Annotated in this window: 13 protein-coding genes; 7 read left to right on the top strand and 6 right to left on the bottom strand. The window is 71.2% G+C overall.

Annotation, left to right across the window (positions count from 1 at the left end; all coding sequences use genetic code 11):
- Positions 1 to 337 precede the first annotated feature (337 nt).
- Positions 338 to 3,481 (bottom strand): isoleucine--tRNA ligase, encoded by a 3,144-nt coding sequence (ileS, locus tag ACFW6B_RS15280; RefSeq protein WP_386595956.1) that lies wholly within the window; start codon positions 3,479 to 3,481, stop codon positions 338 to 340.
- A 583-nt stretch (positions 3,482 to 4,064) separates the two neighbouring features.
- Between ileS and ACFW6B_RS15275 the strand changes: the two genes are divergently transcribed.
- From ACFW6B_RS15275 to ACFW6B_RS15255, 5 genes are all read left to right on the top strand, one after another.
- A complete protein-coding gene (locus ACFW6B_RS15275; protein WP_386595954.1) occupies positions 4,065 to 4,916 on the top strand; it encodes a TraR/DksA family transcriptional regulator in 852 nt (283 codons plus the stop codon).
- Positions 4,917 to 5,040: 124 nt separating this feature from the next.
- On the top strand, positions 5,041 to 5,664 hold the full coding sequence (lspA, locus tag ACFW6B_RS15270) for a signal peptidase II (protein WP_386595952.1): 624 nt from the start codon (positions 5,041 to 5,043) through the stop codon (positions 5,662 to 5,664).
- A gap of 125 nt (positions 5,665 to 5,789) precedes the next feature.
- A complete protein-coding gene (locus ACFW6B_RS15265) occupies positions 5,790 to 6,734 on the top strand; it encodes an RluA family pseudouridine synthase (protein ID WP_386595950.1) in 945 nt (314 codons plus the stop codon).
- The gene (locus ACFW6B_RS15260) at positions 6,731 to 7,243 is read left to right on the top strand and encodes a GNAT family N-acetyltransferase (protein WP_386595948.1); all 513 of its coding nucleotides are present in this window, start codon (positions 6,731 to 6,733) and stop codon (positions 7,241 to 7,243) included. The genes ACFW6B_RS15265 and ACFW6B_RS15260 overlap by 4 nt, the downstream gene beginning before the upstream one ends.
- 77 nt (positions 7,244 to 7,320) lie before the next feature.
- The gene (locus ACFW6B_RS15255; protein WP_386595946.1) at positions 7,321 to 8,907 is read left to right on the top strand and encodes a Na+/H+ antiporter; all 1,587 of its coding nucleotides are present in this window, start codon (positions 7,321 to 7,323) and stop codon (positions 8,905 to 8,907) included.
- A 282-nt stretch (positions 8,908 to 9,189) separates the two neighbouring features.
- Here ACFW6B_RS15255 and ACFW6B_RS15250 read toward each other — a convergent pair whose 3' ends face one another.
- Entirely contained in the window at positions 9,190 to 10,329 is a 1,140-nt protein-coding gene (locus ACFW6B_RS15250; protein WP_386595944.1) for a mechanosensitive ion channel family protein, read from the bottom strand.
- A gap of 91 nt (positions 10,330 to 10,420) precedes the next feature.
- Here ACFW6B_RS15250 and ACFW6B_RS15245 point away from each other — a divergent pair, with 91 nt between their 5' ends.
- On the top strand, positions 10,421 to 10,990 hold the full coding sequence (locus ACFW6B_RS15245) for a dienelactone hydrolase family protein (protein WP_386595942.1): 570 nt from the start codon (positions 10,421 to 10,423) through the stop codon (positions 10,988 to 10,990).
- A 29-nt stretch (positions 10,991 to 11,019) separates the two neighbouring features.
- Here the strand turns inward: ACFW6B_RS15245 and ACFW6B_RS15240 are convergent, their stop codons facing one another.
- From ACFW6B_RS15240 to ACFW6B_RS15225, 4 genes are all read right to left on the bottom strand, one after another.
- Positions 11,020 to 12,687, bottom strand: coding sequence for an alkaline phosphatase D family protein (locus tag ACFW6B_RS15240; RefSeq protein WP_386595941.1), 1,668 nt, complete (start codon positions 12,685 to 12,687; stop codon positions 11,020 to 11,022).
- Between the two features lie 159 nt (positions 12,688 to 12,846).
- Positions 12,847 to 13,665, bottom strand: a complete 819-nt coding sequence (locus ACFW6B_RS15235; RefSeq protein WP_386595939.1) for a thioredoxin domain-containing protein — start codon at positions 13,663 to 13,665, stop codon at positions 12,847 to 12,849.
- 170 nt (positions 13,666 to 13,835) lie between these two features.
- Entirely contained in the window at positions 13,836 to 14,522 is a 687-nt protein-coding gene (locus ACFW6B_RS15230; protein WP_386595937.1) for a hypothetical protein, read from the bottom strand.
- Between the two features lie 118 nt (positions 14,523 to 14,640).
- Complete coding sequence (locus ACFW6B_RS15225; RefSeq protein WP_386595935.1) at positions 14,641 to 15,966, bottom strand: DUF2252 domain-containing protein; 1,326 nt, start codon at positions 15,964 to 15,966, stop codon at positions 14,641 to 14,643.
- A gap of 263 nt (positions 15,967 to 16,229) precedes the next feature.
- On the opposite strand from ACFW6B_RS15225, the gene dnaE reads away from it, so the two are divergent.
- Positions 16,230 to 19,769, top strand: coding sequence for a DNA polymerase III subunit alpha (gene dnaE, locus ACFW6B_RS15220; protein WP_386595934.1), 3,540 nt, complete (start codon positions 16,230 to 16,232; stop codon positions 19,767 to 19,769).
- The last annotated feature ends 7 nt before the right edge of the window (positions 19,770 to 19,776 follow it).

The following is a 19,776-nucleotide window of genomic DNA, read 5'->3' as shown; positions in this document are numbered from 1 at the left end:
GGCCTTGAGGAGGAACTCGGCGCGGGCCGCGCGGGGGCGCCAGCCGCGCGTTACGAAAACCCGTGGGGAATGGTGGTTAATGGGGCCGGACAACCACCGGCGCCCCCCGGGCCCCGCCCGGGGGGGGCCGGGCCGGCGCGGCGGGGGCGCGGGCCCGCGGGCCGGGGGGCCGGGCCGAGGCGCAGGGCCGGGGAACGGCGAGGGCCCGGGGAAGGGCGAGGGGGCCCGGGAAGGGACACGGGGACGGGCCGCAGGCGGGGTCCGGGAAGGCCGAGGGCCCGGGGCCGCCAGGTGATCCTGGCGGCCCCGGGCCCTCGGCGCGGGTGCGGTGTCCTCGTCAGGCCTTGCGGAGACGGAACTCCAGGGACAGGCCCTCGTCGGTGAACGGTTCCCCGTAACCGCCGTCCGCCTCGCCCCGGGCGAAGTCCGTGGCGAGGACCTCGTCGGCGATGAGACCGGCGTGCTCGGAGAGGGCCGCGACGACCGCCGGGTCCGTGGAGGTCCAGCGGAGCGCGATGCGGTCGGCGACGTCGAGGCCGCTGTTCTTGCGGGCCTCCTGGATCAGCCGGATCGCGTCACGGGCGAGGCCCGCCTGCCGCAGCTCCTCGGTGATCTCCAGGTCGAGCGCGACGGTCGCGCCGGAGTCCGAGGCCACCGACCAGCCCTCGCGCGGGGTCTCCGTGATGATGACCTCGTCCGGGGCCAGGGTCACGCTCTCGCCGCCGACCTCGACCGACGCGGTGCCCTCGCGCAGGGCGAGGGACAGGGCCGCGGCGTCGGCCTGGGCGATGGCCTTCGCCACGTCCTGGACGCCCTTGCCGAACCGCTTGCCCAGGGCGCGGAAGTTCGCCTTGGCGGTGGTGTCGACCAGTGAGCCGCCGACCTCGGAGAGCGACGCGAGGGAACTCACATTCAGTTCCTCGGTGATCTGCGCGTGCAGCTCGGGGTCGAGCGCCGCGAAGCCGGTCGCGGCGATCAGCGCGCGGGACAGCGGCTGACGGGTCTTGACGCCCGACTCCGCGCGCGTGGCCCGGCCGAGCTCGACGAGACGGCGCACCAGCACCATCTGGCGCGACAGCTCCGGGTCGATGACGGACAGGTCCGCCTCGGGCCAGCTCGACAGGTGCACGGACTCCGGGGCGTCCGGGCTGACCGGGACGACCAGGTCCTGCCAGACCCGCTCGGTGATGAACGGGGTCAGCGGGGCCATCAGCCGCGTGACGGTCTCCACGACCTCGTGCAGCGTCCGCAGCGCGGCCTTGTCGCCCTGCCAGAAGCGGCGGCGGGAGCGGCGCACGTACCAGTTCGAGAGGTCGTCGACGAAGGCCGACAGGAGCTTTCCGGCCCGCTGGGTGTCGTACGCCTCCAGAGCCTGCGTCACCTGGTCGGTGAGCGCGTGGAGTTCGGACAGCAGCCAGCGGTCGAGGACGGGACGGTCCGCAGGGGCCGGGTCGGCCGCGCTCGGCGCCCAGTCGCTGGTACGGGCGTACAGCGCCTGGAAGGCGACGGTGTTCCAGTACGTGAGGAGCGTCTTGCGGACGACCTCCTGGATGGTGCCGTGGCCCACGCGCCGGGCCGCCCACGGGGAGCCGCCGGCCGCCATGAACCAGCGCACCGCGTCGGCTCCGTGCTGGTCCATCAGCGGGATCGGCTGCAGGATGTTGCCCAGGTGCTTGGACATCTTGCGGCCGTCCTCGGCGAGGATGTGGCCGAGGCACACGACGTTCTCGTACGAGGACTTGTCGAACACCAGGGTGCCGACGGCCATCAGCGTGTAGAACCAGCCGCGCGTCTGGTCGATGGCCTCGGAGATGAACTGGGCCGGGTAGCGGCTCTCGAAGATCTCCTTGTTCTTGTACGGGTAGCCCCACTGCGCGAACGGCATCGAACCCGAGTCGTACCAGGCGTCGATGACCTCGGGCACGCGGGTCGCCGTCAGGCCGCAGCCGCCCTCGGGGCACGGGAAGGTCACCGCGTCGATGTACGGGCGGTGCGGGTCGAGTGCGGACTGGTCGGTGCCGGTCAGCCCGGTGAGTTCCGCGCGCGAGCCGACACAGGTGAGGTGGCCCTCCTCGCAGGTCCACAGCGGCAGCGGGGTGCCCCAGTAGCGGCTGCGCGAGAGCGCCCAGTCGATGTTGTTGTTCAGCCAGTCGCCGAAGCGGCCGTGCTTCACGGACTCCGGGAACCAGTTGGTCCCCTCGTTCTCCTCCAGGAGACGGTCCTTGACCGCCGTCGTGCGGATGTACCAGGACGGCTGCGCGTAGTACAGGAGCGCGGTGTGGCAGCGCCAGCAGTGCGGGTAACTGTGCTCGTACGGCACGTGCTTGAAGAGCAGGCCTCGCTCCTGGAGGTCCTCGGTGAGCTTTTCGTCCGCCTTCTTGAAGAAGACGCCGCCCACGAGGGGGACGCTCTCCTCGAAGGTGCCGTTCGGGCGGATCGGGTTCACGACCGGCAGGCCGTACGAGCGGCAGACCTTGAGGTCGTCCTCGCCGAAGGCGGGGGACTGGTGGACCAGACCCGTGCCGTCCTCGGTCGTCACGTACTCGGCGTTGACCACGAAGTGGGCGGGCTCGGGGAACTCGACGAGCTCGAACGGACGCTGGTACGTCCAGCGCTCCATCTCGGCACCGGTGAAGGACTCGCCCGTGGTCTCCCAGCCCTCGCCGAGCGCCTTCTCCACGAGAGGCTGCGCGACGACGAGCCGCTCCTCGCCGTTCGTCACGACGACGTAGGTGACGCCGGGGTGGGCGGCGACCGCGGTGTTGGACACCAGCGTCCACGGCGTGGTCGTCCACACCAGCAGCGAGGCACGGCCGGCCAGCGGACCGGAGGTGAGCGGGAAGCGGACGTACACGGAGGGGTCGACGATGGTCTCGTAGCCCTGGGCCAGCTCGTGGTCCGACAGGCCCGTCTCGTCGCGCGGGCACCAGGGCGCCACGCGGTAGTCCTGGACCAGCAGCCCCTTGTCGAAGATCTCCTTGAGCGACCACCACACGGATTCGATGTACTCGGGGTCCATCGTCCGGTAGGCGTCGTCGAGGTCGACCCAGTAGCCCATGCGGTTCGTCAGCTCGGTGAACGCGTCGGTGTGGCGGGTCACGGACTCGCGGCACCGGTCGTTGAACTCGGCGATGCCGAACGCCTCGATGTCCTGCTTGCCGGTGAAGCCGAGCTCCTTCTCGACCGCCAGCTCGACCGGCAGGCCGTGGCAGTCCCAGCCCGCCTTGCGGGCCACGTGGTAGCCGCGCATGGTGCGGAAGCGCGGGAAGACGTCCTTGAAGACGCGCGCTTCGATGTGGTGGGCGCCCGGCATGCCGTTGGCGGTGGGCGGGCCCTCGTAGAACACCCACTCCGGCCGGCCCTCGGACTGCTCGAGGCTCTTGGCGAAGATCTTCTGCTCACGCCAGAAGTCGAGCACGGCGTGCTCGAGTGCGGGCAGGTCGACCTGGGCGGGCACCTGGCGGTACGTCGGCGCTGTCATCGGCGAGCTTCCTCCAACGGACTTTCTGCCTTCCGTCGGAGGGACGAGAGCCGTCTTGCTACGGACGCCGTGTGCGGCGCGCTCCCGCGGTACCACCCTCCTTGGCCCTCCGGAGCGCCGTTCGCCTCGGTGAGCCCCCTCATTGGGGTCGCGATGCCGGGTCTACTGGCCCCTGAGGGGGTGTTCTGCCGGCGGCTCCGGGGTGATCTTCACGTCGCGCTCGCCCCCGGGCTTCCACCGTCCCCGGGTCGCTCCTGGCCGCGTACGCCGCTACTCGTCCCCATCCACGCTTCTCGCTGCGCCCAGTGTACGGCGCTCCGGGGACGGCGGCCGACCGGTTTTCCGGGGCGTCGCCGCGGCCCGCGCGGTGACCCGAATGGCGAGTCGCGCGCGTCCGGATCCCGGGACGCCCGTCCCGGCGGATTACCCGGCGGGGAGCTGGGCACAACGCAGGCAGACTTGCCGCGCGGGCTCGTGCGGCGGGGCGGATCGTGGGCAGGCCCCGTTGCCGCGGGCCGGAAGTCGATTTATCGTCCCAGCACGATTCGCGAGCAAGATCACAATATGTGAAGGGGCCGCGGCCATGGTGGCGAAGAAGACCGCCGTACAGCAGTCGGCGTCGGGCAGATCCACGCGTGCGGCGGCCAGGGACACGGGCGGGAAGAAGGACGCGCAGGCGGCCCCCGCGAAGGCCGGGGGGAAGCCGGTGAAGACGGCCTCGAAGGCCGGGGGCGGGAAGACGGCCGGGGGGAGGACCACCGCGAGGAAGGCGGCGACGGCGGCGGGGAAGTCCGCGTCCGGCAAGTCCGCGGCCGCGGTGGCCCCGGCGGCCTCCGAGGCGGGGAAGAGCACGAGCACGGCGGGGAAGAAGAGCACCGGTACGGCCAGGAGGACGGCCGCCGCGGCGGCCCAGGGCGCGGCCGAGGCCGCGAAGACGACGGGAGCCACGACGGTGGTTGCGAAGAAGACCCGTGGCGCGGCCACGGCCGCGAAGAAGGCCACCGCCGTACCGAAGGCGAGGATCGCCGCGGTCGAGCCCGGTGAGCTCGCGGTGCGGCCGGGAGAGGACCCCTGGACACCGGAGGAGGTCCAGGGGGCCCGCGCGGAGCTCCAGTCGGAGGCGCTGCGGCTGCGCGCCGAGATCGCGTCGTCCGAGGAGGCCCTCGCGGGCCTGATGCGGGACTCCGGCGACGGCGCGGGAGACGACCAGGCGGACACCGGTACGAAAAACATCACGCGCGAGCACGAGATGGCCCTGAACTCCAACGCGCGCGAAACGCTGGAGCAGACCGAGCACGCCCTGGACCGCCTCGACGCGGGCACCTACGGGCTCTGCGAGAACTGCGGCAACCCCATCGGCAAGGCCCGTACGCAGGCCTTTCCGCGCGCCACCCTGTGCGTGGAGTGCAAGCAGAAGCAGGAACGCAGGCACTGAACGCCGGGCGCCCCGTGGGAGCGCCACCGCCCCGCGGCGGGGAGCCCTCCTGATCGCCTGTGCCCGCGAGCGTGTGCCGTACCCTCGTCCTCAGTCAGGAACCTAGGTCGAGGGACTCACTCACGTGGCAGAGGCGGAGCGCATCATCGGTACGCCGGACATTCCAGGGGCGGCGGGCGCCGAACCGGAGCAGTCCGGCGGGAACGCGGCGTCCGGCGACCGGGCCGGCGCCGACGCGCCGGCCCCGGCCGAGCGGCCCAGGGGCAAGCGCAGGATCGCCGTGCTCTTCACGGTGGCCGTCCTGGCGTACGCCCTCGATCTCGTCAGCAAGATGATCGTGGTGGCGAAGCTGGAGCACCACGACTCGATCGACGTCCTCGGGGACTGGCTGAGGTTCGAGGCGATCCGCAACGCGGGCGCCGCCTTCGGCTTCGGCCAGGCGTTCACGGTCATCTTCACGGTGATCGCGGCGGCCGTGATCGTCGTGATCGCGCGGCTCGCCCGCAAGCTCTACAGCGTGCCGTGGGCCATCGCGCTGGGCCTGCTGCTGGGCGGCGCGCTCGGCAACCTGACCGACCGGATCTTCCGCTCGCCCGGCGTCTTCCAGGGCGCGGTCGTGGACTTCATCGCACCCAAGCACTTCGCCGTCTTCAACCTCGCCGACTCGGCGATCGTCTGCGGCGGCATCCTGATCGTGCTGCTGTCCTTCCGGGGCCTGGACCCGGACGGCACCGTCCACAAGGACTGACCCGCCCCGGGCCCCGTCGCACGGACCCTCCCGCGGCCCGTACGACGCCCGGGACCGGTCCCTGCCGGGCACCGGCCTTCGGGCCGTGGTCCGGCGGTGTCCGAGCCGTCCGGCATACTCGACGGGTGAGCACGATTCCCGAGATCCGTACCCTGCCCGTGCCCGACGGCCTGGAGGGCGAGCGCGTCGACGCCGCCATCTCCCGCATGCTGGGCTTCTCCCGTACCAAGGCCGCGGAGCTCGCCGCGGCGGGGAAGGTCACGGTCGACGGCTCGGTGGTCGGCAAGTCCGAGCGGGTGCACGGCGGCGCCTGGCTCGAGGTCGAGATGCCCGGGGCCCCCGCGCCCGTGCAGATCGTCGCCGAGCCCGTCGAGGGCATGGAGATCGTCCACGACGACGACGACGTGCTCGTGATCGTCAAGCCCGTCGGCGTGGCCGCGCACCCCAGCCCCGGCTGGTCCGGCCCGACCGTCATCGGCGGTCTCGCGGCCGCCGGCTACCGCATCTCGACCTCCGGCGCGGCCGAGCGCCAGGGCATCGTCCACCGCCTGGACGTGGGCACCTCGGGCCTGATGACGGTCGCCAAGTCGGAGTACGCGTACACCTCGCTCAAGCGCCAGTTCAAGGAGCGCACGGTCGACAAGCGCTACCACGCGCTCGTGCAGGGCCACCCGGACCCGACCAGCGGCACCATCGACGCGCCCATCGGACGCCACCCGAACCACGACTACAAGTGGGCGGTCACGGCCGAGGGCAAGCCCTCCGTCACGCACTACGACCTGATCGAGGCGTTCCGTGCCGCCTCCCTGCTCGACATCAAGCTGGAGACCGGGCGCACCCACCAGATCCGCGTCCACATGTCCGCCCACCGCCACCCCTGCGTCGGCGACCTGACCTACGGCGCGGACCCCACGCTCGCCAAGCGCCTCGGCATCACCCGCCAGTGGCTGCACGCGGTCCGCCTCGGCTTCGAGCACCCCGCGGACGGCCGTTGGGTGGAGTTCGAGACCGGCTACCCCGAGGACCTCCAGCGGGCGCTGGACAAGGTCCGCGAGGAGAGCTACGCGTGAGCGGCGGCCCGGACACGGCGGCGGGCGTCTCCCCCGAGGCGCGGACCGCCCCGTACGAGGTGCGGATCGCCGAGCGCGCCGCCGACCGTGAGGCCTGCTTCGCGGTGCGCAAGGACGTCTTCGTCGGCGAGCAGGGCGTCCCCCAGGACATCGAGTACGACGCGTACGACCCCGGGGCCCTGCACGTGCTGGCGGTCCGCGGGGACGGCGTGCCCCTCGGCACCGGGCGTCTGCTGGAGGGCGAGGCCGCCGCGGCCAAGGTCGGCGGGGATCCGGCGGTCGGCTCGCTCGGGCGGCTCGCCGTGACGCGCGAGGCGCGCGGGCTCGGCATCGGCGCCGCGCTCGTCGGGGCCATCGAGAGCGCGGCACGCGCGCGTGGCCTGACCGCCGTGGACCTGCACGCGCAGACCCACGCGCTGGGCTTCTACGAACGGCTCGGGTACGTGGCGTACGGTCCCGAGTTCGCGGACGCGGGAATGCCGCACCGCGCGATGCGCAAGGCGCTGTGAGCGGGGGATCGCCGTAGCGGCGTGGCACGCTTGGGATCTGGTTCGCCCCTGATCGTCCAGACCCCCCGGAGCTGACCGTGGATCAGTTGGCCCTGCTGTTCGTGCTGCTGCTCGGGGCCGTGGTCAGCGTCCCGGTCGGAGAGCGGTTCGGGCTCCCCGCGCCGGTCCTGATGACCCTGCTCGGCATGGTGCTGGCCGTCCTGGAGTTCGTCCCGAACGTGGACATCCCGCCGGAGCTGATCCTGCCCGCGCTGCTGCCGCCGCTGCTGTACGCCGCGGTGCGCCGCACCTCGTGGAGACAGTTCGCCGCGAACAGGCGCCCGATCTTCCTGCTCGCCGTCGCCCTGGTGTTCGTCACCACACTGGCCGTCGCGGGCGTCGCGAGCGCGATCGTGCCGGGCCTGCCGCTCGCCGCGGCCTTCGCGCTGGGCGCGCTCGTGGCGCCCCCCGACCCGGTCGCGGCGACCGCCGTCGCGGGACAGCTCGGACTGCCGCGCCGCCTGGTGTCGATCCTGGAGGGCGAGGGACTCTTCAACGACGTGACGGCGATCGTGCTCTACCACGTGGCGATCGCCGCCGCGGTCAGCGGGAGCTTCTCGCCCTGGAAGGCCGGACTCGACTTCGTGCTCTCCGCCGTCGTCGCCCTGGCCGTCGGGCTGGCCCTCGGCTGGGCCGCCAACAAGCTGATGACACTGGTCGAGGACGCTCCCCTCCAGGTCGGACTGACCCTGCTCGTGCCGTACGTCTCGTACGTGCTCGCCGAGGAACTGCACGGATCGGGCGTGCTCGCCGTCCTCGTCACCGCCCTCTTCCTCGCGGAGTACGCCACCGACGCCGACGACGTCATGACCCGGCTCGCCGGGGCGACCGTCTGGGAGGTGGTGGACACGCTCGTCACCGGTGTCGCCTTCGGGCTCATCGGCCTCGAACTGCACAACGCGATCCGCACGGCGTCGGGCCGCTGGGGCGAGATGCTCGGCTGGGCCGCCACGATCGTGGTGGTGGTCGTGTTCGTACGCCTGGCCTGGCTGCTGCCCGCGACCTGGCTGACCAAGCGGCTGCACGCCAAGCGGGACTACGACGAGGAGATCCCGACCTCGTGGCGGGAGACCGTGATCATGTGGTGGGCCGGGATGCGCGGGGTCGCCTCCGTGGCCCTGGCCCTCGCGATCCCGCTGGAGACGGAGGACGGGGCGCCGTTCCCCGACCGGGACGAGATCGTGTTCATCGCCTTCGGGGTGATCATGGCGACCCTGGTGCTCCAGGGGCTCACCCTGCCGTGGCTCGTCAGAAGACTCGGGGTGCGGGCCGACGAGGACGTCGAGAAGGCCTTCGAGAAGGAGCTCGCGGTGCGGGCCGCCAGGGCCGCGAAGCGCAGGCTCAGGGAGATCGAGGAGGTGGAGGAGCTGCCGGAGGAGCTCTCCGAGCAGCTGCTGCGCCGGGCCTTCGAGATCGGTGTGCGGATCAGCCCCGACATGGGGGACGAGGAGCGGCGCGAGGCGCATCTGCAGCGGGTCCGGCGGATGAAGCGGATGCGGCGGATCCAGGGGGAGATGATGAGCGCGGCCCGGCACGAGGTGCTGTCCGCGCGCAGCGAGCCGGGGGCCGACCCGGAGATCGTGGACCGCGTCCTCAGACACCTGGACGTCCGCAGCCTCCGCTGACGCCTGCCGGCGCTTCCACCGGGGTCCCCGCGCCCCTGCGCCACCGGCGCCGGGTGCGCCGCCCCCCGCCACCGGCGCCGGGCGCGTGGCCCGAGCCGCGGCGCCCCGCCGTTGTGCCTTCGCCGCACGCCGCGGTACCTGTGCCGCCATGCCCGGCGGGACGGCCGGGCATGGCGGGCCGGGCGGAGGCGGCCCGTGTCGGGCGGGGCCGCCTCGCCCGGTGGGGCCGGTCGGGCCCCGGGTGCGGGGCGGTCCGTCGTGTCCGGGATCCGGAGGCGGGGGTCAGCCGCGGCCAGGGCCCGTGCGGGGCGGTTCGTGGGCGTGGCGGACGTGCGGCCGGGCGGCCGCCGCGTCCGGCTCCGCGCGGCCCGCGCGCGGGCCCTGACCGGGCAGCGGCACCGCCTCGGCGGTGTTGACGCGGGGCAGCGCGTAGGGGTGCTGTTCGGCCAGCCAGCGGATCATCTGCTCGCGGACCGTGACCCGTACCGTCCAGATGTCGTCCGCGTCCTTCGCGGTGACCAGGGCGCGCACCTGCATGGTGTTGGGCGTCGAGTCGGTGACGGCGAGGCCGTAGTCGCGGCCGTCCCAGGCCGGGCACTCGCGCAGGATGTCGCGCAGCTTCCCGCGCATCGCCTCCACCGGGGCGGAGTGGTCGACGTGCAGGAAGACGATGCCGGTCATCTGCGGAGTGCCGCGCGACCAGTTCTCGAACGGCTTGGAGGTGAAGTACGAGACCGGCATGGTGATCCGGCGCTCGTCCCACGTCCGTACCGTCAGGAACGTCAGGGTGATCTCCTCCACCGTGCCCCACTCGCCGTCGACCACCACGGTGTCGCCGAGCCGCACCATGTCGCCGAAGGCGATCTGCAGTCCGGCGAAGAGGTTCGCCAGGGTGGACTGGGCTGCGACACCGGCGACGATGCCGAGGATCCCGGCCGAGGCCAGCAGCGAGGCGCCGGCCGCCCGCATCGCGGGGAAGGTGAGCAGCATCGCCGCGGCCGCGACGACACCGACGACCGCGGTGACCACCCGCTGGATCAGCGTGACCTGGGTACGGACCCGGCGGATCCGGGCCGGATCGCGGTGCGCGCTCGCGTAGCGGCTGTACGAGGTCTCGACGACCGCCGTGGCGATGCTCACCACCAGCCAGGCGGCCGCGCCGATGAGGGTCAGGGTCAGTGTCCGGCCGATGCCGATCCGGTGGTCGACCAGCAGTTTCGCCTGGTCGTAGGAGCCTCTGAGCAGGGCCGCGAACAGGACCAGCTGGAAGGGGACACGGCCGCGGCGGAGCAGGGCCCACAGGGAGTTCTCGCCGTTCCGGTCGGCAGCCCGGCGCAGCAGACGGTCCACGGACCATCCGACGAGCAGGGTGAGCACGACCGAGCCACCGACGACGATCACCGGGCGCAGTACGTTCTCCATGTCTGAGAAGCTAACCGGCCGTCGGCGTCATGAACATGTGTTCTCGGGGCGGAACGGGGTATCCGAGGGGCCGGCTGGCACCATGGGGTCCATGAACATCATGCTCTTTCACTCGACCTACGGTCTGCGGCCGGCGGTGCGCGCGGCGGCGGACCGGCTGCGGGCCGCGGGCCACGAGGTGTGGACCCCCGACCTCTTCGAGGGGCACACCTTCGAGACCGCCGAGGAGGGCATGGCCTTCGCCGACCGGACCGGCAAGGACGAACTGCTCAAGCGGGCGGTCCTGGCCGCCGCTCCCTACTCCGACCGCGGTCTGGTCTACGCGGGCTTCTCCCTCGGCGCCTCGGTCGGGCAGACCCTGGCCCTCGGCGACGAGAAGGCCCGCGGGCTGCTCCTGCTGCACGGCACGTCGGACATCGCCGAGAACGCCTCGGTGGACGACCTCCCCGTCCAGCTGCACGTCGCCGAGCCCGACCAGTTCGAGACGGACGACTGGCTGAGCTCCTGGTACCTCCGGATGCGGAGGACCGGGGCCGACGTGGAGGTCTACCGGTACGCGGGCGCGGGGCACCTCTACACCGACCCGGACCTGCCCGACTACGACGCCGAGGCGGCCGAGGCCACCTGGAAGGTGGCACTCGGCTTCCTGGAGACGCTGTAGCCCGGGGGCCCACAGCCGGGGCCGGGGGTCTACACCGGGTCGTACGTCCGCTCGACCTTCTGCGTGCCGCTGCGCGTGCGGTACGAACGGGCCCAGGACGAGGTCGCGTTCGAGTTCGTCCGGTCGGACAGCACGTAGTAGTCCATCTGCGCGCGGTCGGCGGTGATGTCCAGGACGCCGTAGCCGTGGCGGTCGGTGTCGACCCAGTGGACATGGCGGTTGGCCGCGCGGATGACCGGGGAGGCGACGGCCGAGACGACGCCCTCGGGGACCTTGACGATGTCGTCGAGGTTGTCGGAGGTGACCGAGGTGACCACGAACTCCGTGGCGGCGGAGGGGGACAGCGGGTACGTGCCGGCGTCCACCGGCACGTCGTTGGCCCAGGCCATGTGGATGTCGCCGGTCAGGAAGACCGTGTTGCGGATGGCGTTGGAGCGCAGGTGCGCGAGCAGTTCGCGGCGGTCGTCGGTGTAGCCGTCCCACTGGTCGGTGTTGAGGGCGATGCCCTCCTGCGGCAGTCCGAGCAGCTTGGCGAGCGGCTTGAGCAGGTCGGCGGAGAGGGAGCCCACCGCGAACGGCGAGATCATCACCGAGTTGCCGACCAGACGCCAGGTGGTGTCCGAGGACTTGAGCCCGGACTTCAGCCAGTCGAGCTGGGCGCGGCCGGTGAGCGTGCGGTCCGGGTCGTCGACCGCGCCGCTGGCGGTGGACGCCTGCTGCGAGCGGAAGGAGCGCAGGTCGAGCAGTGCGAGGTCGGCGAGCTTGCCGAAGCGCAGCCTGCGGTAGGTGGTTCCGGCGATGGCCGGGCGGACCGGCATCCACTCGAAGTAGGCCTGCTTCGCGGCCGCCTGACGGTCCGCCCAGGCCCCTTCGGCGCCCTCGGTGTGGTTGCCCGCGCCGCCCGACCAGGTGTTGTCGGCGAACTCGTGGTCGTCCCAGATCGCGACGACCGGCGCCTTGTGGTGCAGGGCCTGGAGGTCGGGGTCGGTCTTGTAACGGCCGTGCCGGGTGCGGTAGTCGGCGAGGGTGAGGATCTCGTTGGCGGGGGCGTGCGGCCGTACGACCGTGCCGCGGGTCCCGTACTCGCCGGACTTGTACTCGTAGATGTAGTCGCCCAGGTGCAGCCAGGCGTCCAGGTCGCCGCGGGCCGCGAGGTGGCGGTACGCCGAGAAGTAGCCGGCCTCCCAGTTGGCGCAGGAGACCACGCCGAAGCGCAGGTTCGCCACGGAGGCGTCGGCGGCCGGGGTGGTGCGGGTGCGGGCGATGGGCGAGTCGGTGCCGCCGGCGGAGAAGCGGAACCAGTAGTCGGTGGCCGGCTGCAGGCCGCGGATGTCCGCCTTGACGGTGTGGTCCGAGGCGGCCGTCGCGACGGTGGAACCCGTGGCGACGATCGAGGTGAACGCCTTGTCCCTGGCGACGGTCCAGCTCACTTCGGTGTCCGGGCCGAGCCCGGAACCAGGTATCGCCTCGGGGCCGGGCGTCACCCGGGTCCACAGCAGGATGCCGTCGGGCAGCGGGTCGCCGGAGGCGACGCCGTGCAGGAACACGGGCGCCTCGGCGGCGCGGGCGGGCAGGGCGGCCGCGAGCGGGGCGGCGAGGACGGCGGTGGCGGCCGCGGCCTTGACGACCGTACGGCGGCGCGGGGCGCGGGAGTTGAGCGCGTCCGCGGGGTCGGATGATCTGTGTCGACTGGTCACGGGCGATGAGGTTACCGATCAGTACACGCCAAGAGCGGGCGAACTGGAAAAGTTCGCCCGCTCTTCGGCTTTTCGCCGCTCGGGTCGCACCGGCCACAGGGGCCGCTCACGTCACCCGGTCCGCCGTTCCGGGCGGCTCGGGTGACGTCACCGCGCCGGTCAGGCCTTGAGGGCCGCTTCGATCGCCGTGGTGAAGTCGGCGGCCGTCATCGGCGCGTTGCCGCCCGGCCCGGTGACCTTCTTGCCGTCCATCACCAGGCTCGGCGTGCCGGTGACGCCGTCCTTGTTGTCGTCCCACGTCTTCGACATCGCCATGGCCCAGGCGTCGTACGTGCCCTTCTTGACCGCGTCCTGGAACTTGGCGTTGCCCTTCAGCGCGGAGACGGTGTCCGCGACCTTGATGAGGTAGGCGTCGTCCTTGAACTTGTCCACCGCCTCCTCCGGGTGCCACTTCGCCGAGTACAGCGCGGCCTTGTAGTCGAGGAACGCCTCCGGGCTGACGTTCAGCGCGGCGCCCATCGCGCTCATCGCGTTCTTGGAGCCCTCGCCGCTGCCGTTGTTGTCGAGGAACGTGCCGCCGACGTACTGGACCTTGAACTTGCCGGCGTCGAGGTCCTTCTTCAGCGTCGGGCCGACGGTCTGCTCGAAGGTGGCGCAGATCGGGCAGCGCGGGTCCTCGTAGAGCTTGAGGGTCTTCTTGGCGGTGTCCTTGCCGATGACGACGGTGGTGCCCTTGGTGCCCGTGGTGTTGGCCGGAGCCACGACCGTCTTGGCGTCCTTCAGGCCCTCCCAGTAGCTGGGCTTGTTGTTCTGCACGACCAGGTAGCCGATGCCGCCCGCTATCGCGAGGACCGCGACGAGGGAACCGGCCACGATCCCCTGGCGCTTGATCTTGTCGCGCTTGGCCTGGCGCTCGCGCTCCACGCGCAGCCTCTCGCGCGCCGCCGTCTTCGACGCCTGGCTGTTCCGCTTGCTCATAGTGGTGTTCTCCATCGGGGACGCGCACACGTGTACGCGGAATACGTAAGGGGGACTGCTGATGCTCAGGGCCGTCCGGGAACGTTCGTTCGCGCGGTCGCCCGGAAGTTATGACCGGTGAACCGTGGTCCGGGGCGATCGGCCGGGGGCCGTCGTCCGTGCCGGGCGGCTCAGGCGGGAACGGCCGGGCGGGGAGGCCCCCGTCGCCCGAGCGAGTGCGCGAACAGGAGGGTCCGGGCGGCGGCCGGCCGGTGCGCGGTGCGCGGCAGCGGACGGGGCGGGGCCGGCCGTACGGTCACCGCGGCGACCGCGAGCAGCAGCGGCCGGAAGGTGGAGGCGGCGGCCGCGCGCAGGAACTGCTCCAGGGCGCGCTCGCCCCTGCGCAGCCACGCGGCGGCGATCAGACCGACGGTGACGTGCACGCCGAGCAGCAGCCAGGCGGTGGCAGGGTCGGCGTGCGCGAGCAGGGCGGCGGCCCGGTCGGGGGCGCCGCCGGTCACCCGGGACAGCGGGGTTCCCACACTGCCCCCGCCGCACAGCACGTCGAGGCCGACCGAGCGCAGCGGACCCGCGACCGGGCCGCCCGCCCGGCCGTAACAGACGTGCTGGCCCGTCGTGAACACGGTGTCGGCGGCCAGCTCCAGCGGGACGAGCAGGGCGGCGATGGGGCCGAAGCCCCGCTCACGGCCCGCGAGCACGAAGGAGAGGACGAAGACGGCGGCGCTGATCGCCGCCACGGTGGTGAGGGGCAGCGGCACCCGGGACAGCAGCACGTGCGACGCGGCGGAGAGCGTCACGACGACAGCCGTGAACACCGTCGCGCGCGCGGCTCTGAGCTGGATCCCGGATATGTCCATAGCGGAGGTGAGTCTCCCACGTGCTCCCGTAAGCGTCCCCTAAAGGGTTCCTGTGCGTTACGGGAGCGTTGTGGGACGGACGGCCGGCGGGTGCGCGCCCGGCGGCCGTCCGTGTGCTCTACAGGCCCGGGATCCGTCCGTTGCGGAACAGGTCCACGAAGATCTGGTGGTCACGGCGCGCGCGGTCGCCGTAGCTGTGCGCGAAGTTCACCAGGAGGTCGGCGAAGCCCTCCTCGTCGGCCGCGATGGCCGCGTCGATGGCCCGTTCCGTGGAGAACGGCACCAGGGACTCGCCGGACTGGTCGTCCGCCGCCGCGTGCATCGTGGCGGTGGCCCGGCCGAGGTCGGCGACGACCGAGGCGATCTCCTCGAGGTCGTCGATGTCGCCCCAGTCCAGGTCCACCGCGTACGGCGAGACCTCGGCGACCAGCTGGCCCGCGCCGTCCAGCTCGGTCCAGCCCAGCCACGGGTCGGCGTGCGCCTGCAGGGCACGCTGCGAGATCACCGTGCGGTGGCCCTCGTGGCGGAAGTAGTCACGGATCGCGGGATCCGTGACGTGCCGGGAGACGGCCGGGGTCTGGGCCTGCTTGATGTAGATCACCACGTCGTTCTCCAGGGCGTCGCTCATGCCCTCCAGGAGGATGTTGTACGACGGCAGGCCGGCCGAGCCGATGCCGATGCCGCGGCGTCCCACGACGTCCTTCACGCGGTAGGAGTCCGGGCGGGTCAGCGAGGACTCGGGGAGCGTCTCCAGATAGCCGTCGAAGGCCGCGAGGACCTTGTAGCGGGTGGCGGCGTCCAGCTCGATGGAGCCGCCGCCTGGCGCGAAGCGGCGCTCGAAGTCGCGGATCTCGGTCATCGAGTCCAGGAGCCCGAAGCGGGTCAGCGAGCGGGCGTCGCGCAGCGCGTCCAGGAGCGGGCCCTCGGCGGTGTCCAGCGTGAAGGGCGGCACCTCGTCGCTCTTGGCGCCGGTGGCCAGGGCGCGGACGCGCTCGCGGTAGGCGGCCGCGTACACCCGCACCAGGCCGGTGATCTGCTCGTCGCTGAGCGCCTTCGCGTAGCCGATGAGGGCCACGGAGGCGGCGAAGCGCTGGAGGTCCCAGGTGAAGGGGCCCACATAGGCCTCGTCGAAGTCGTTCACGTTGAAGATCAGACGGCCCTGCGCGTCCATGTACGTGCCGAAGTTCTCGGCGTGCAGGTCGCCGTGGATCCACACGCGCGAGGTGCGCTCGTCCAGGTACGGACCGCCCCGGCTGCCCTGGTCGACGTCGTGGTAGAAGAGCGCCGCGGTGCCGCGGTAGAACGCGAAGGCGGAGGCCGCCATCTTGCGGAACTTCACGCGGAACGCGGCCGGGTCGGCGGCCAGGAGCTCGCCGAACGCGGTGTCGAAGACGGCGAGGATCTGCTCGCCGCGTTGCTCGGCGCTGAGCTGCGGGACCGACATCGCTGGGTGCCTCCTGGTGCAGGTGCTGCATGACATGACGGGGCGGCGCGCCGCCCCGGGACAAGGGGTCCGTCCACTTCCAACGGACGAACATACGCCGGAGTGCCCGGCCCCCGGCGGCGAACGCACGCCCCGGAGGAGGGCCCCGCACGACGGTACGGGTGATCCTCCGGCGAGTGTCAGTCCCGCGTCATAGACTTCGACGCTGACCCCCCAGACTGTCCGCAGCCTGTAACCGATGGTTCTTCCTGGAGGCCGAAACCGTGTCGAAGCCGCCGTTCACGCACCTGCACGTCCACACCCAGTACTCGCTGCTGGACGGTGCCGCGCGGCTCAAGGACATGTTCAACGCGTGCAACGAGATGGGCATGACCCACATCGCGATGAGCGACCACGGCAACCTCCACGGGGCCTACGACTTCTTCCACACGGCGAAGAAGGCCGGCGTCACGCCGATCATCGGCATCGAGGCGTACGTCGCCCCGGAGTCCCGGCGCAACAAGCGCAAGATCCAGTGGGGCCAGCCGCACCAGAAGCGCGACGACGTGTCCGGTTCGGGCGGTTACACGCACAAGACGATCTGGGCGGCGAACCGGACGGGCCTGCACAACCTCTTCAAGCTCTCCTCGGACGCGTACGCCGAGGGCTGGCTCCAGAAGTGGCCCCGGATGGACAAGGAGACGATCTCCCAGTGGTCGGAGGGGCTCATCGCCTCCACCGGCTGCCCCTCCGGCGAGCTCCAGACCAGGCTGCGCCTCGGCCAGTACGACGAGGCCCTGAAGGCGGCCGCCGAGTACCAGGACATCTTCGGCAAGGACCGCTACTTCCTGGAGCTGATGGACCACGGCATCGAGATCGAGCGCCGGGTTCGCGACGGGCTCCTGGAGATCGGCAAGAAGCTCGGCATCCCGCCCCTGGTGACGAACGACTCGCACTACACGTACGCGCACGAGGCGACCGCCCACGACGCCCTGCTGTGCATCCAGACCGGCAAGAACCTCTCCGACCCGGACCGCTTCCGCTTCGACGGCACCGGCTACTACCTGAAGTCGACGGACGAGATGTACGCGGTCGACTCCTCGGACGCCTGGCAGGAGGGCTGCGCCAACACCCTCCTGGTGGCCGAGCAGATCGACACCACCGGCATGTTCGAGGCGAAGAACCTCATGCCGAAGTTCGACATCCCCGACGGCTACACCGAGGTCACCTGGTTCCGGGCGGAGACCATGCGCGGCATGGAGCGCCGCTTCCCCGGCGGCATCCCGGAAGACCGGATGAAGCAGGTCGAGTACGAGATGGACACCATCATCTCGATGGGGTTCCCGGGCTACTTCCTCGTGGTCGCCGACTTCATCATGTGGGCCAAGAAGCAGGGCATCGCGGTCGGCCCCGGCCGAGGCTCCGCGGCAGGCTCGATCGTCGCCTACGCCATGGGCATCACCGACCTCGACCCCATCCCGCACGGCCTGATCTTCGAGCGGTTCCTGAACCCCGAGCGCATCTCGATGCCCGACGTCGACATCGACTTCGACGAGCGCAGGCGCGTCGAGGTGATCAGGTACGTGACGGAGAAGTACGGCGCCGACAAGGTCGCCATGATCGGTACCTACGGCAAGATCAAGGCCAAGAACGCGATCAAGGACTCCGCGCGCGTGCTGGGCTACCCGTACGCGATGGGCGACCGGCTCACCAAGGCGATGCCCGCCGACGTCCTGGGCAAGGGCATCGACCTCGACGGCATCACCAACCCCTCGCACCCGCGGTACAACGAGGCGGGCGAGATCCGCGGGATGTACGAGAACGAGCCGGACGTGAAGAAGGTCATCGACACCGCCAAGGGCGTCGAGGGCCTGGTCCGGCAGATGGGCGTGCACGCCGCCGGCGTGATCATGTCCAGCGAGCCCATCGTCGACCACGCCCCCATCTGGGTGCGGCACACCGACGGCGTGACCATCACGCAGTGGGACTACCCCCAGTGCGAGTCGCTGGGCCTGCTCAAGATGGACTTCCTGGGCCTGCGCAACCTCACGATCATGGACGACGCCGTCAAGATGGTGAAGGCCAACAAGGGCATCGACCTCGACCTGCTGGCGCTGCCGCTGGACGATCCGAAGACCTTCGAACTGCTCTGCCGCGGTGACACCCTCGGCGTCTTCCAGTTCGACGGCGGCCCGATGCGCTCGCTGCTCCGCCAGATGCAGCCCGACAACTTCGAGGACATCTCCGCCGTCTCGGCCCTGTACCGGCCGGGCCCGATGGGCATGAACTCGCACATCAACTACGCGGAGCGCAAGAACGGCCGCCAGGAGATCACGCCGATCCACCCGGAGCTGGAGAAGCCCCTCGAAGAGGTCCTGGCCGTCACCTACGGTCTGATCGTCTACCAGGAGCAGGTCCAGAAGGCCGCCCAGATCATCGCCGGGTACTCGCTCGGCGAGGCCGACATCCTGCGCCGCGTGATGGGCAAGAAGAAGCCCGAGGAGCTGGCGAAGAACTTCGTCCTCTTCCAGGAGGGCGCCCGCAAGAACAACTACAGCGACGAGGCGATCCAGTCCCTGTGGGACGTGCTGGTCCCCTTCGCCGGCTACGCCTTCAACAAGGCCCACTCCGCCGCGTACGGACTCGTCTCGTACTGGACCGCCTACCTGAAGGCGAACCACCCCGCCGAGTACATGGCCGGGCTGCTCACCTCCGTCAAGGACGACAAGGACAAGTCGGCCGTCTACCTCAACGAGTGCCGGCGCATGGGCATCAAGGTGCTGCCGCCCAACGTGAACGAGTCCGAGCAGAACTTCGCCGCCCAGGGCGACGACGTGATCCTCTTCGGACTCTCGGCCGTCCGCAACGTCGGCACGAACGTGGTGGAATCGATCATCCGCAGCCGCAAGGCCAAGGGGAAGTACGGCTCCTTCCCCGACTACCTCGACAAGGTCGAGGCGGTCGCCTGCAACAAGCGCACCACGGAATCGCTGATCAAGGCGGGTGCGTTCGACACGATGGGGCACACCCGCAAGGGCCTCACCGCGCAGTTCGAGCCGATGATCGACAACGTGGTGGCGGTCAAGCGCAAGGAGGCCGAGGGCCAGTTCGACCTCTTCGGCGGCATGGGGGACGAGGACACCAGCGAGCCCGGCTTCGGGCTCGACGTGGAGTTCACCACCGACGAGTGGGACAAGGCCTACCTCCTCGCCCAGGAGCGGGAGATGCTCGGCCTGTACGTCTCCGACCACCCGCTCTTCGGTCTGGAGCACGTCCTGTCCGACAAGGCCGACGCGGGCATCTCCCAGCTGACGGGCGGCGAGCACGCGGACGGCGCGGTCGTCACGATCGGCGGCATCATCTCGGGCCTGCAGCGCAAGATGACCAAGCAGGGCAACGCCTGGGCGATCGCCACCGTGGAGGACCTCGCGGGCTCCATGGAGTGCATGTTCTTCCCCGCGACCTACCAGCTGGTGTCGACCCAGCTGGTCGAGGACGCGGTCGTCTTCGTCAAGGGGCGCCTCGACAAGCGCGAGGACGTGCCCCGGCTGGTCGCGATGGAACTCCAGGTCCCGGACCTGTCGAACGCGGGCACCAACGCACCCGTGATCCTCACCATCCCGGCGCTGAAGGTGACTCCGCCGATGGTCAGCCGCCTCGGCGAGATCCTCAGCCACCACAAGGGCGAGAGCGAGGTCCGCATCAGGCTCCAGGGCCCGAGCAGGACCACCGTGCTGCGGCTCGACCGGCACCGGGTGAAGCCGGACCCGGCGCTCTTCGGCGATCTCAAGGTGCTGCTCGGCCCGGCCTGCCTGGCCGGCTGACCACCGC

It is taken from the genome of Streptomyces sp. NPDC058751 (assembly GCF_042746485.1).
Classification (GTDB): domain Bacteria; phylum Actinomycetota; class Actinomycetes; order Streptomycetales; family Streptomycetaceae; genus Streptomyces.
Note: the sequence above shows the minus strand (reverse complement) of the source record. Positions and strands in the feature narration are given on the sequence as shown.